Below are 13,107 nucleotides of genomic sequence, written 5' to 3' on the forward strand. Positions count from 1 at the left end.
TCGGCTGGTCGACGCGGTCATCGGCGTCGCGGTCGCGCTGCTGTTCAGCCAGCTGCTGCTCCCGGCCGAGCCGGTCGCCGTGCTGCGCCGGGTCGAGCGCGACGCGCTCGCGCACCTCGCCGCCACGGTCGGCCTGGTCACCGAGGGCATCCACCGGGCCGACCGCAAGCTCACCGCCGAGGCGCTCTCGGAGATGGAGGAGACCGCCTTCCACCTCGCCGACCTGACCGACATCCGCGGCGCGAGCACCCGCTCCGCCTGGCTCTCCCCCCTGCATCTCCGGCGGCTGGCCGCCGTCAAGCGGGAGGTCCGGCACGCGCGGCGGCTGGAGCTGCTCAGCCTGAGCTCCCTCACGCTGATGCGGACGATCCTGATGCCGCCGCCGGAGGAGCGGCCGACCGCGCACGCCGTCCCGCACCGGTTCCAGCAGGTCCTGGTGACGCTGTCCACCGACGACGGCAACGCCGGGGCGCTGGCGTCCGGCCAGATGCTCGACCTCGTCCGCTCCACCGCCGCGGCCACCCTCCACCACGAGGCGCTGAACGCGGTCGGCGCCGTGCTGTGCCTGACCGCCGAGGACGTCCTGGTCTACGCGGGCCGGGGCCAGCGCGAGGCGGCCGCGATCGTCCGCGACGCCTGGCGCGAGGCCCGCACCTCCCACGACACCCCCGACGACGCCGAGGGTCACGACGACCGCGACGCCTAGACCGCCCCGGGCGCGCGCCGCCTCGTTGTCATCGGGTGCGTATCGCGGCGAATGTCAAATAGATAGCTTCGTCTGAGTGAGTTGGTCCACGACGAGGCAGGAGACCACCGTGCGCAGATCGACTCGGAGCAGGACGTCCCTCCGCAGCCGGGTCCTCGCCTCCGCCCTGGCGGTCCTGGCCGGGACGGCCGGGGTGTGCGGGCCGGGCGCGAGGGCCGAGGCGGACGGCTGCCAACTCCGCCGGACGGCCACCGACCCCGACACCGGCTACGTGTACGGCTTCCCCATCGACAACCCGACCGCGCCGGTCACCGATCCCGGTGCCTGCGACGCCGACCATGCGGGCGCCTACCCGTTCGTCCCGGTGAAGCAGAGCGACGGAAGCTGGGTCTATCCGCCGCCCGCGAGCGTGGAGCCGGGGTTCGACGCGGTGCCCGCCACGATCACCTCGTGCCCGGCCGTCATCACCTACGCGATCCGCGGGGCCCGGGAGGACGTCGATGCGGGCGTCGATCCCGCCTCCCAGAAGTGGTGGAGCCGCAGCGGGCTGGCGGCCGACCACGGGGCCGGGGTCATCGCGAACGCGGTCTACCAGCGGCTGGCCGCCGTCGAACCACCCGGGACGACCGCCCTCTACGCCGACCACTACCCCGCCGACTACCTGATGACCGACAGCAGCTACCTGGACATCCCCGGCCAGTTCCTCGCGAGCGTGAAGCTCGGGATCGACCAGGCGGTCGGCGACCTGAACCGGCTCGACGCCGCGTGCCCGGACTCGCACCTGCTGGTCATCGGCTACTCGCAGGGCGCCTACGTGCTGCGGCGGACGCTCGCGGACGCGCGCCTGGCCGCCGGGGTCGGCCCGAACGACCTGGTCGAGATCTTCGCGGACGTCAACTTCGAGCCCGGCGACCGGAACCAGCCCGGAAGCCCCGGCTACGACCCCGCGCGCGCCGCGATCACGCTGCACGGCGCGTTCACGCCAGGGCATTCGGGCATCGCGAACGCGGCCCAACCGGTCATTCCGCTGCCCGCGCCGATCCCCCGGCGGTTCACCGTGCACTCGTGGTGCCACGACCAGGATCCCGCGTGCCAGGGGACGCCCGGTCCGAACTTCCTCGACCAGCACCTCACCTACGGTGCGCAGGATTCGTTCGCGGGCGCCTACACGGCGGCGCAGTATTTCGCCACGTCCGGGTCGCCGAAGGTGACACCAACGGCGGCTGTCCCGTCGGCACACCTGCTGAGCCACGCGTGCGTCAGCCTCACTCCGGGCACAACGCGGGTTCAGACCGTCCTGAACGACAGCGGTTCTCCTGCCGCCGCCACGTTCGACGGCGGCGTCGGGTACACGAACGGCGGGACGATCACTCCGGCTCCGGGCTCGACCAGCCGGACCGTCGCGGCCGGCGCGTCCGACACGTGGTCGCAGAACCTCCCGTTCGTGTTCGGTCAGAACCGGTTCCTCTACAGCGTCACCGCCCACGGCGTGAGCAACCCCGATGCCGTCACACCCGCCGGCACGCATCCGGACGCGCTGCTCCATGAAGGCTTCTACGACACCCTCTGCTAGGCGGTGAAGCTCAGTGCGATCAGGGCGCGGTCGTTGCCGAGGATGAGGAGGTCGCCGAAGGCCACGGCGACGGCGTTGCGTCCGGTGAGGGTCGGGACGGGATGGCTCGCGATCGGCCGTCCCGTTGCCGGGTCGACGCCGTGGACCTGCTGGTCGCTGACGTAGGCGACCACGCCCCGGGCGACCGTCGCGACTCCGTTGTCCGGGACGAGGTGGTCTGAGCTCCAGTGCGCGGCACCGGTCGCCGGGTCGAGCGCGTGCAGGCCGTCCCCGGCGACGATGAGGCGGCCGTCGTGGACGGTCAGGCTGGACGCGTGGTGGTCCGAGGTCCAGCGGACCGCGCCGGTCCGGGCGTCCAGGGCGGCCAGCCGCCGGGACGGGCCGCCGACGAACAGGAGGCCGCCCGCCAGCAGCGTCGTCGGGCCCGCGACCTGCGGGGCCGTCCACCGCCGGGCGCCGGTCGCCGTGTCGAAGGCGAGCACGGACCCGGTGGACGCGTCGCCCAGGTAGAACAGCCGTCCGGCGGGCCACGCCACGCCGGTGACCAGGTCGGCGCCGGTCGGCGGTGAGTAGAGCTTGCGCCGCCACCTCGGACGCCGCCGGCGCAGGTCGAGCGCCAGCGCTTCGCCGTTCTCGGCGGTGCAGATGAGGCTGCCGCCGACGGCGAACTGCGGCGCGAAGGTGGTGTTGGAGGTCTGGTCGCGCCATCCCCACGTCCCGTCGCCGGTGTCGATCGTGTAGGCGACGATGTAGAGGTTCGACATTGCGTACAGGGTCGTCCGGTCGACGACACCGGCCGCGTCGCCCCACAGCGGGCCGATCGATCCCTGCCCCCACATGAACTTGCCGTCCCGGACGTCGGTCGCGTTCACACCGGGCGTGATGGACGTGCCGGCGCCGCTGAACAGGGTGTGGCCGAGAACGAACGGGCGGCGCGCGCCGGTGACGCCGTTCGCGGACCAGGCGTGGTGGAGTGCGGGGAACCGCGGTCCCTTTCCGGTCGATGTGCGGGCGGCTTTCGAGCGCGACGGGCGTCGCTGCGCCTCCCAGATGGCCGCGCCACCGCCTGCGGTCAGAACGGCGGCGCCTGCTGCTCCGAGGCCGCCGAGCAGGAGCGTCCGGCGCTTCGGGGGACGCACCCGGGTGACGGCGAAGGTCTCGGCGAGCGTCGCTTCCCGGTGCTCGATGTCGCGGAGGATCGGCTGCGGCAGCGTCCAGTTCCCAGACGCCTGGACGGACGGGAACCGCGCGAGCAGGTCGCGCGCCGACGGACGGTCGGCCGGTGGTTTCGCCAGGCAGTCCGCCATGATCCGGGCCAGGTCGGCGGGGAGGCCGGACAGGTCGGGGGCCTCATGCGCGGCCCGGTACATCAGGACCGCAGCCGGGCCCGTTCCGAACGGCGGACGGCCTGCGGCGGCGAAGGCCAGCACGGCACCCAGCGCGAAGACGTCGGCGGCGGGTCCGACCTGCTCGCCCTCGGCCTGCTCGGGCGCCTGGTAGCCCGCCGTGCCGGCGACCTGCCCGGCGGCGCTGAGCACGCTGTCGTCCAGCACGCGCGCGATGCCGAAGTCGATCACGCGCGGGCCGTCGGCGGCGAGCAGGATGTTGCCGGGCTTGAGGTCGCGGTGGACCTGGCCGAGCGCGTGGATCGCCGCCAGCGCCTCGGCCAGCGCCGCGCCGAGCCGCGCCACCGCCGCCGGGTCGAGCGGGCCGTGCGCGTCGACGGCCTGCTGGAGCGACGGACCGGCGATGTAGGCGGTGGCCATCCACGGCGTCGGCGCTTCGGGATCGGCGTCCAGCACCGGGGCCGTGTAGGCGCCGCTCACCTGCCGCGCGGCGGCGACCTCGCGCCGGAACCGCTCGCGGAAGCCGGGCTGCCCGGCCAGCTCGGGCCGGACGACCTTGACCGCGACGGGCCGTCCGCCCGGCGACCGGCCCAGGTAGACCCGTCCCATGCCGCCCGCGCCGATGCGTCCGAGGAGCGCGTACGGCCCGACCGCGCCGGGTTCGGCGTCCTGGAGAGACTGCATGCGGCTCCTCTGGCGCGGCTTCTGCGGGCCCTTACGCGCGGAAGCCGGTGAGGGCCCGGCTTCCGGACGTGAGCAGGCAGATGATGTCGCCGACGACGGCCAGGCCGTACGACGTCGAGATGTCGCCCGGCAGCGTGTAGGTCCAGGCGCTCTTCCCGTTGGCAGGAGAGAGGACGCGGAACCCCTTCGAGCGTCCGGTCGCGATCGCGGCCGCCACCACCCGGTCGGACGCCGCGATCAGGTTCGGGCTCGGGTCGAGCTGCTTGGCGCCCTTGCCTTCGACATGCCAGCGGACCTTCCCGAAGGACGGGTCGACGGCCCGGACGCTGTAGTCCGCGCCGAGCAGGTAGACGTGCGTGCCGGTGGCGGCGGCCTGCGCCATCGGCCCCGCGTCCAGCCGCCATTTGGTCGTGCCGTCTGCGGGCGAGATCCCGAGCAGCTGGTGCGGTTCGTCCGAGGCCGGCCCGTATCGGGCCACCAGCATCCCGCCCGCGATGAACAGCTGGCCCGACGTGCCGCGAAGGGTGGTGCCCCAGCGCTGCTTCCCGGTGCGGGCGTCCAGCGCGATGAGGTCGCCGGTCTCGGCCGTCCCGAGGGTCTCGGCGACGTAGAAGCCGTGCCGGTCGGCCGCCAGCGCCGGGAACGCGCCGCCCCTGCGCGGACGCGTCCAGAGGATCTTCCGGGCCTCCAGGTCGTAGGCCGCCAGCCGGAGGTCGGTCGGGTCGGCCATGCTCATCGAGCACATCAGGACGGACCCGGACATCGGGCCGACGGAGCTCACCGCCTCGGTCCCCGGGGCGACGAGCCCGACCTTCCGGGCGGCGCCGGTGCGCGGGTCGATCGCCGCGAGCGTCTGGCCCTGGGCCGGTGCGGCATCGACGATGCCGTAGAGCGTGCTTCCGTCGAGCCAGACGTTGGTGCCTGCCGCGACGGTCGTTCCGGCCGGGTGGGCGCCCGCAATGCCGGGGATGTGCCAGCGCGTCGTGCCGTGGTTCGCATCGATGCCGAACACTCCGGCGCCGGCGGTCGATGCCACGAGCAGGTCGCCCGCGGCCACCGTGCCGGCCTGCACGCTGACGCTGGGATCGGCGTAGATTCAGATCGGCACGTCGCCCCGGACCGGTTCCTTCCGGACGGCCACTCCGGTCGGCCGGGCGGAACCGCGAGGAGCGGCACCGTGCCGCGCGCCGGACCCGCCGATCCCCTGCTCGACCAGCGCGCCGACACCGGCCAGCCCCGCGACGCCGCCGACCGCGGCTGCCGTGAGCCCGAGCACGCGCCGACGGTTCGGGCCATGTCCGCCCGTCGGCTTTGGGGCCGCTTTCGGTTGGGTGGTCTGGTGGCGGACGGGAGGCGGCGGGGCGGCGGCGAGGGCGGCGGCCTCGGTGGCGCGGCGTCGCAGGTCGTCCCACAGGGCGGGCGGCGGCCAGGCGGAACCGGCGCCGAACATGCCGAGGAGCTGTTCAGGCGTGGGCCGGGCCGCCGGGTCCTTCCGCAGGCAGTCGGCGAGCAGCGGCCCCAGCCCGGGCGGCACGCCGTCCAGGTTCGGCTCGGAGTTGACGATCCGGTAGAGCACCGAGGCCGCACTGCCCGTCCCGAACGGCCCCCGGCCGGTCAGCGCGTAGACCAGCGTCGCGCCGAGCGCGAACACGTCGCAGGGCGGACCTGCGTCCTGCGGCGCGGCGACCTGCTCGGGCGCCATGTACCCGGGCGAGCCGAGGACGGTCCCGGTCCGGGTGAGGACGGTCCCGTCCAGGGCCCGGCTGATGCCGAAGTCGATGACGCGCGGGCCGTCCCCGGCGATCAGGACGTTGCCGGGCTTCATGTCGCGGTGCACCAGCCCGGCCCGGTGCACCGCGAGCAGCGCTTCGGCGAGGCCCGCGCCGAGCGTCCGCACGGTTCGCTCGTCCATCGGCCCGTGCGCCGCGACGGCCTCCTGAAGCGACGGGCCCGGGACGTAGGCGGTGGCCAGCCACGGGACCGGGGCGGCGGGGTCGGCGTCCACGACCGCGGCGGTGAACGCGCCGCTCACCGCCGAGCAGGCCCGGACCTCCCGGTCGAAGCGCGCCCGGAACGCCGCGTCCTCGGCCAGCTCGGGCCGGACGACCTTGACCGCCACGAGCCGTCCGCCCGGGGACACCGCCAGGTGCACCTGCCCCATGCCGCCCTCGCCCAGGAGCCGCAGCGGCCGGTAGGGGCCGATGCCGCCGGGCATGACCGCGTCCTGCGGCTGCATGGCCCCTCCCTCGGCGCCGACGTCCCGCGACATTCAACATCAACTCCGCCGCCGGGACGGGAGGGACCGGACAAATCGCAGCGAGGGGCCCCGGCACACCGTGAGGACGTCACGCCCCCGAACCGCAGGCCCCTCGCCCGGCCCCGCCGGTAGCGGATGGCGGGGATAACCGATGCTCGCCGCGGACGGGCCGGACGACACTCCTGCTGTCACATCGTCGGCTCCGGTCCAGGTGGCCGGGGTCGTCCTGGAGAGGCAGGGGCATGAGACGACGGGTCTTCGGAGTGGCGGCGGCGCTGGTGGGGCTGGTGGTTCCGCTGGCGGCGGCCGTGCCGGCGTTCGCGGCGGACTCCACGCTCACTCTTAACGTCACCTTCGACGGGCAGGGGCGTCCCACGGTCACGATCCCCGGGGACTGGGGTGTCGGCGACTGCTTCATGAGCCAGGGGACGTCGGTGACGTGGACGGGCAGCATCAACGTGGCCGACTCGCCCAAGGGCGTGCCGTTCCCGCACCCGACCTTCCACTGGGACGGATATACGAAGACCACGCACACCAACAACTACGACCAGTGGTGGTTGACGGTGTCGTTCCTAGACGGTTCGGGGAACTACCTGTTCGGGTTCAGCGATGTCGGCGGGCCGCAGATGTCCTCCACGGGCTACTGGTACCACGCGAACATCAATGCGCTCGGGCATTACGCCAACTTCAGCGCTCCCCGGACGTCGCAGGCGGCCAAGGCTCAGGTGAGGTCCACCTGCTGATCGGCGCCGGACGCCCCGGACGCTCCGGACAGCCCGGACGTCACGGCGAGCGCGACGGCCGCGCGTGAGACGACGCCGAGCTTGGCGAACAGGGCCGTGAGCCGCCGCTCGACCGTGCGGATGCTGAGGTGGAGTTCGGCGGCTATCTCTTGGTTGGTGCGTCCTGCGGTGACGAGCGTCGCGATCCGGCTCTCGTGGTCGTCGAGGAGGCGGGGGAGGCCGCGTCGTGCCTTGCGTTCGAGCGGCGTCGCGCCGCATCGGCGGGCCAGGATCGCTGCGCGGGCCAGCGGTCCCGTGCTCGCCGAAGCGTCCGCCACGGCGATGAGCGCCCATGCGGCCAACGCCGGGTCGCCCAGGCGGAGGAAGCCTGCGGCGGCCCGGCGGGCGTGCTCCGCACGGTCGGCGGGACGGGACGCGGCGGCAAGCGCCAGGTCGGCGATGGCCCGGTCGCGGGGCAGTCCGCTCGCCTCGGCGCGCAGGTTCGCAGCTCTGGCCGACCGGTCGGCATCGTGGATATCGGACGCGCAGTCGGCGAGCAGCATGAGGCCGAGGACGCCCGCCGGTCCCGGCAGCGCGGGCAGGTCGCGGCCGCCGCCCTCGGCCAGCAGGAGGTCGGCGCAGCCCGCGTGATCCTCGGCGAGGCGGCGCGCCCAGGCCATCTCGGCGACGGCCGTCCCGTTGGCCAGGCTTCGCGCGGGCGCGCGCAGGGCGAGGGCTTCGGCGATGCATCCCGACGCCAATTTGTGGTCGGCCGTCCAGGCGGCAGCTGATGCGCGGACGGCGAGGCTGAGACGGAGCGCTTCGTCGCCGCCTCCTGCGCGCGCGGTAGCGACGGCTCGCGCGGCCGTGTCATTGGCGTGGTCTAAGCGTCCGCAGCGGGTCAGCGCTAGGGCGCGCAGGGCCAGAACGTACGGCCGCCCTGCCGGCACGGTCGACGCTAGAGCCTGGTCGAAGCGCGCTTGGGCCCGCGCTGCTTTTCCTGCGTACAGCTCGCACAGGCCGGTCGCGATGAGAACGTGAGGGTCGGCGCTGTGCGCGTCGAAACTGCGCGGCGAATTGCCGCTCGTCAGGGCGGCGAACGCAGTGACTGCGGCGTCGCGTCGGCCGGGCCTCGGGTTCGGGATGTCGTCCAGAGGAACCGAGTCGCCGCGCATGAGGCGGGCTTCGGTTCTGGCCAGGGCGAGGGTGGCGGAATCAGGGTGTTCGGTCAGTCCTGCTTCCGCGAGGGCGACGGCCTCGTCATGGCGGCCGAGGAGTTGCTCGGCCCGGACGCAGAGTCGCAGCGCGTCGATGCGGCGGTCTCCTGGCGGAAGGCTCTCTAGCAGGCGGTGCAGTCGTTCCCGTGCTTCTTCCGGACGGCCCTCAGCGACGAGGCCGCGGGCAAGGCGGAGATCAGCTTCCGAGCCGTCGGGGTCGCGGACGAGGCGCTCGTGCAGACGCAGGCGCTCGCCAGGTGGGATGTCCCGGTACAGCACCTCGCGGACGACCTCATGACGATGCCGCCAGAGTCCGCTGCGGCGGTCGTGGCGGCACAGGTCCCGCGCCTTCAGATCGGCGAGGAGGGACGCGCAGCGCTCCGGGTTCAGGCCGGTGACCGCCGCCAGGTCGGTCACGCGGAACCGGGCGCCGAGGACGGCCGTAGCCCGCAGCGCCGCCACCTGGCCCGGCTCCAAGTGGGCCAGCTCAGCGGCGAGCAGCGGGCTCGGGCCGGTCCCGTCGCGGAGGAGTTCGCGGACGTAGCCGGGGTAGCCGCCGCTCCGGCGTAGGGCCGGGCCGTCTCGTCCGCCCGCCATCTCCGCGATCTCCGCGGGCCGCAGGCGCCGCAGCCGGACGCGCGCGACGGATCGCAGCAGGTCGCGCAGCCGTGGCGGCGCCTGCCGGGGACGGTAGGCGAGGAGAAGAGCGACGTTCGGCGGCGGTTCCGTGATCAGGGCCTCCAGCAGGTCGAGCATGTCGGGATCCGCGTGGTGCAGGTCGTCCAGCGCCAGCAGGACGGGATCGCGAACCGCACGGGCAGCCGCGAGCACGTCATGCATCGAGTCGCTCGGAAGGTGCTGCACATCCGCGCCCGGGACGGCTTCGAGGGCCCGGACGAATGCGCCGAACGCAAGATCGGGCGCGGGTCGGCACTGGCCCAGGCCGGAATGCGGAGACCGCGTCCGGCACACTTCCCGAAGCAGCGCGGTCTTGCCGAGCGCCGGATCTCCCGGAATGGCGACGACCGAACCTCCGGGGGCGGCGGCGAGGTCGCGCACGAGGTCGGCCCGTCCGACGAGGCTCATGCCGAGGGCCCATCGCCGAGCCGGGAGGCCAGCCCGGCGCGGTTGGGGACGTCCAGCTTGCGGAACAGGTGCGCGAGGTGGTGCTCGACGGTGCGGGCGCTGATGCGCAGCCGGGCGGCGATCTGCCGGTTGGTCAGCCCTCGTCCCGCCAGCTCGGCGATCTCCCGCTCGCGCGCGGTCAGCACGGCGGGCGGGGTGGACGGATCAAGCACCGTGCGGGGCAGCCGCGCCGCGATCCGGCGGGACCGCCGGACGGCATGGTCGGCCCAAGCGGGCGCGCCGCAGCCGGTGAACAGCGTCCGGGCCCGGCCGAGGGAGCGCCGCGCGGCGGTGACGTCCCCGGCGAGGCCGTGGCAGGTCCCGGCGAGGACCAGCGCCTGCCCTTCCCACAGCCGGACGCCCGTCGCGGCGAAGCGGTGCGCGGCGCGTTCGGCGAGCAGCGCCGCGGCCGATGGGTCCTGGTCGGACAGCAGGCGCGCGGTGGCCAGGTCGGCGTAGGCGAGCCGTCCGGGTGAGCCGGCCTCCTCGGCCGCGGCGACGCACAGCGCGGCCCAGCGTTCCGCGGCGGCGCGGTCGTCGCGCAGCAACTCGGCACGGCTGAGCAGCTCAAACCACATGGGCGCCTGTGATCGAGCGAGTTCGGGCAGGTCCGCGCCGCCACCGGCTTCCAGAAGCAGGGCCCTGCCGAGGGCGAGCACGTCAACGTCCGGGACGGCGGCGGTCTCGGCAGCGACGATGTGCGCCATGCCGAGCACCGCCTTGCTGGTCGGCAACCACGGGCTGCGTTCACCGCGCAGCGCGGCGACGGCCCGGTGGCCGCACTCGACGGCGGCGCGCTCGTCGCCTCCCCACAGGTCGGCCTGGCATAAGCGGATCAGCGCGGTCCCGGCCATCTCCGGGCTGCGGATCGTCTCGGCGAGGGCGAGCGCGTCGGCGGCGTGCGCCCGCGCCTCGCGGACGCGGCCCAGCCAGAGCCCGGCCGTGGCGCGCCCGACCAGGCATTCGTGCACGTACTCGTTGCGGCCCGCCGCGCGGGTCAGGCGCAGCGTCCGGGCGAAGTGGCGGTCGGCGTCGGCGAACCGCTCCAGCTGGACCTCCGCCCACGCCAGCGTCCAGCCCAGCGACGGCACCGGGGCGAGTTCGGGGTCGAGCAGGCCGTCGGTGGTCTCGGCGGCGGTCCGGATCAGCCGCTCCCCCGCCCCGGCCCGGCCCGAATGCAGGTCCACCAGGCCGAGGACGGTCAGGGCGCGCGCCTGGACGACCCGGTCGTCCGGCAGCGCGTCGAGCGCGCGCCGCGCCGACTCGCGTGCCGCGGCGAAGTCGCCGCCCGACTCGCACAGCCCGGCCCGTTCCAGGTGCAGCGCGGCCACCAGGTCCGGCCGGTCGGCGGGCAGCCGCTCCAGTTCCCGTCCGACGTCGTCCGCGGCCGCGCCCAGGTCGCCGAGGTGGTGCCCGAGCATGGCGTGGAAGGACAGCAGGGCGAGGTGGTCGCGGTCATGCGCGTCGCCCCAGGGGCGGTCGCGCAGGGCGTCCGCGAGCAGGTCGCGGCTCTCGGCGAAGCGCCCGCGCGCGTGGTGGGCGCGGGCGAGCGTGAGCCGGAGCCGGTGGTCGGGACGTCCGGGCGGCAGCAGCGCCAGGGCCGCCTCGATCCAGCGGACGGCCGTCACCGGCGCTCCGGCGAGGACGACGTTCGCCGCCGTCACCAGCAGCTCCACGGCATGGACGTCGCCGGGCCGCGCCGAGCGGACGACGTGGTGGGCGTACTCCTCAACCGGACGTCCCGCATCGGCGAGCACCCGCGCCGCCCGTCCGTGCGCCTCGGCAGGCGTCCCGCCGGGGAGCGTGTACGCGGCGGCGCGGACGAGGGGGTGGCGGAAGTCGAAGCAGGCAGCGTCCAGCTCACGGATCAGGTCGCGGGCGGCGAGCGCGTCCAGGGCGTCGAGCACCGCGCCGGACGGGACGGCGGCGACCCGTCCGGCCTGCTCCGCGGTGAAGGGTTCGCCCAGGACCGACGCCGCCTGCGCGACGAGCCTGGCGGACGCGTCGAGCCCGGCGAACTCGGCGGCGAACAGCGCGGCCGCGGACGTTCCCTCGCCGCCCGCGGCGGAGGCCGAAGCCAGCAGGTACAGCGGATTCCCGCCGCCGTCCGGGCACGGCCGGTCGGTGAGCCGCGCCGCCGCGTCCTCGGGCAGCGGCCCGACCTCGCACGTGACGCGCCGGACGCCGGAGTGCGTGCCCGACAGGACGGCGGCCAGCCGGTAGGCGGCCTGCCGGTTCCGGTAGGCGACCGCCACGGCCAGCGGGCAGGCCGGAGGATGGTGCAGCAGGTGGTCGAGGAACTCGCAGGACGCGTCGTCGGCCCAGTGCATGTCGTCCCAGGCGACCAGCAGCGGACGCCCGTCCGCGCGTTCGGCGAGCCGGGCGGTCAGGCGGCGGAACAGCACGAAGCGTTCCACGCCGGCCGTCCACTCCGGTCCGGCCGCCCGGCCCTGGAGTACTGCGAGCGGACGTTCCCGCTCGAACTCGGTCGCGGTGCCGTCCAGCACGGCGAAGCCCCGGTCGCGCGCCCGCGCGCGCAGCTCGGCGATCAGCCGGGTCTTGCCGATGCCCGGCTCCCCGGACACTTCGATGAGCACGCGCTCTTCGCGCGAGGCGGCGTCCAGCGCCGATTCCAGGGCGGCGAGCTCCGGTTCGCGGCCAACCAGCAGAGGTTCCATGACGCCCCCGTCGTTCGCGCCGACTGCACACGGAACAGACTGCGCCTCCGTTCCGGCGACGCGTAGGACCGGTTCCGGTCAGGCGACGGGGACTGCATGAGAACTTGCCGCTGTGGCAAGGTCGGACGCATGGCGGACGAGACGGACCGGGTTCTGGACATGGTCGGCCCGCGGTTGCGGGCGCTGCGCAAGCAGCGCGGGCTGACCCTCGCCGACGTGTCGGCGGCGACCGAGACGTCCGAGAGCACCCTGTCCCGGCTGGAGAGCGGCGGGCGGCGGCCGACGCTGGAGCTCCTGCTGCCGCTTGCCCGGCTGTACGGGGTCCCGCTGGACGAGATGGTCGGCGCGCCCCGGACCGGCGACCCGCGGATCCACCTGCGTCCGATCCGCCGCCACGGGATGACGTTCATCCCGCTCACCCGGGGCGCGACGGGCGTGCAGGCGTTCAAGATGCTGATCCCGGGACGTCCGGAACCGGCGGAGCCGACGCCGCAGACGCACGGCGGTTACGAGTGGGTGTACGTCCTCAGCGGTCGGTTGCGGCTGGTGCTCGGTGACCGGGACCTCGTCCTGACCGCGGGCGAGGCCGCCGAGTTCGACACCGCGCTGCCGCACTGGCTGGGATCGGCCGACGGGAACCCCGTCGAGACCCTCGTCCTGTTCGGGCCGCAGGGCGAGCGCGCGCACGTCCGCGCCCGCCCGGCGGCGCGCGGTCCGTCCTGACCCGGGAGTCGGCGGAACCGGTGGCGAAGATCATCTCGCGGTGGCTACGCTCTCGGGCCGAACCGGCCTTCTAGGA

The 13,107-nt window shown here is 74.5% G+C and carries 9 protein-coding genes; 4 read left to right on the forward strand and 5 right to left on the reverse strand.

The features are described from left to right. A partial coding sequence (locus tag FHU30_RS38170) for an aromatic acid exporter family protein (protein ID WP_253882453.1) occupies positions 1 to 706 on the forward strand: 706 nt, incomplete at its 5' end. A gap of 109 nt (positions 707 to 815) precedes the next feature. Beyond that, a complete protein-coding gene (locus FHU30_RS38175) occupies positions 816 to 2,279 on the forward strand; it encodes a cutinase family protein (protein ID WP_253882454.1) in 1,464 nt (487 codons plus the stop codon). Here the strand turns inward: FHU30_RS38175 and FHU30_RS38180 are convergent. From FHU30_RS38180 to FHU30_RS38190, 3 genes are read right to left on the reverse strand one after another with little or no spacing between them, the layout of a single operon-like run. Then, positions 2,276 to 4,309 carry a protein kinase domain-containing protein gene (locus FHU30_RS38180; protein WP_253882455.1) on the reverse strand — a complete coding sequence of 678 codons (2,034 nt, stop codon included), beginning with the start codon at positions 4,307 to 4,309 and terminating at the stop codon, positions 2,276 to 2,278. The two genes, FHU30_RS38175 and FHU30_RS38180, sit on opposite strands and share 4 nt — an antisense overlap. Positions 4,310 to 4,340: 31 nt before the next feature. After that, positions 4,341 to 5,381 (reverse strand): outer membrane protein assembly factor BamB family protein, encoded by a 1,041-nt coding sequence (locus FHU30_RS38185; RefSeq protein ID WP_253882456.1) that lies wholly within the window; start codon positions 5,379 to 5,381, stop codon positions 4,341 to 4,343. A gap of 24 nt (positions 5,382 to 5,405) precedes the next feature. Beyond that, positions 5,406 to 6,545, reverse strand: a complete 1,140-nt coding sequence (locus FHU30_RS38190; RefSeq protein ID WP_253882457.1) for a serine/threonine-protein kinase — start codon at positions 6,543 to 6,545, stop codon at positions 5,406 to 5,408. A 263-nt stretch (positions 6,546 to 6,808) separates the two neighbouring features. Between FHU30_RS38190 and FHU30_RS38195 the strand changes: the two genes are divergently transcribed. Continuing rightward, entirely contained in the window at positions 6,809 to 7,309 is a 501-nt protein-coding gene (locus tag FHU30_RS38195; protein ID WP_253882458.1) for a hypothetical protein, read from the forward strand. On the opposite strand, the gene FHU30_RS38200 is transcribed toward FHU30_RS38195, so the two are convergent. Both FHU30_RS38200 and FHU30_RS38205 read right to left on the reverse strand, forming a co-directional pair. Beyond that, entirely contained in the window at positions 7,288 to 9,591 is a 2,304-nt protein-coding gene (locus tag FHU30_RS38200) for a LuxR C-terminal-related transcriptional regulator (RefSeq protein WP_253882459.1), read from the reverse strand. The genes FHU30_RS38195 and FHU30_RS38200 overlap by 22 nt on opposite strands. Next, on the reverse strand, positions 9,588 to 12,308 hold the full coding sequence (locus FHU30_RS38205) for an ATP-binding protein (protein WP_253882460.1): 2,721 nt from the start codon (positions 12,306 to 12,308) through the stop codon (positions 9,588 to 9,590). The genes FHU30_RS38200 and FHU30_RS38205 overlap by 4 nt, the downstream gene beginning before the upstream one ends. Before the next feature lie 129 nt (positions 12,309 to 12,437). On the opposite strand from FHU30_RS38205, the gene FHU30_RS38210 reads away from it, so the two are divergent. Further along, a complete protein-coding gene (locus FHU30_RS38210) occupies positions 12,438 to 13,031 on the forward strand; it encodes a helix-turn-helix domain-containing protein (RefSeq protein WP_253882461.1) in 594 nt (197 codons plus the stop codon). Positions 13,032 to 13,107: the final 76 nt, after the last annotated feature.

Origin of the sequence: Actinomadura rupiterrae, assembly GCF_024172125.1 — a bacterium.
GTDB classification, from domain to species: domain Bacteria; phylum Actinomycetota; class Actinomycetes; order Streptosporangiales; family Streptosporangiaceae; genus Spirillospora; species Spirillospora rupiterrae.

Bases quoted from the DNA above. Each gene is read 5' to 3' on its own strand.
- FHU30_RS38180 (WP_253882455.1), bottom strand. From the start codon at position 4,309: ATGCAGTCTCTCCAGGACGCCGAACCCGGCGCGGTCGGGCCGTACGCG.
- FHU30_RS38190 (WP_253882457.1), bottom strand. From the start codon at position 6,545: ATGCAGCCGCAGGACGCGGTCATGCCCGGCGGCATCGGCCCCTACCGG.
- FHU30_RS38195 (WP_253882458.1), top strand. From the start codon at position 6,809: ATGAGACGACGGGTCTTCGGAGTGGCGGCGGCGCTGGTGGGGCTGGTG.
- FHU30_RS38200 (WP_253882459.1), bottom strand. From the start codon at position 9,591: ATGAGCCTCGTCGGACGGGCCGACCTCGTGCGCGACCTCGCCGCCGCC.
- FHU30_RS38205 (WP_253882460.1), bottom strand. From the start codon at position 12,308: ATGGAACCTCTGCTGGTTGGCCGCGAACCGGAGCTCGCCGCCCTGGAA.
- FHU30_RS38210 (WP_253882461.1), top strand. From the start codon at position 12,438: ATGGCGGACGAGACGGACCGGGTTCTGGACATGGTCGGCCCGCGGTTG.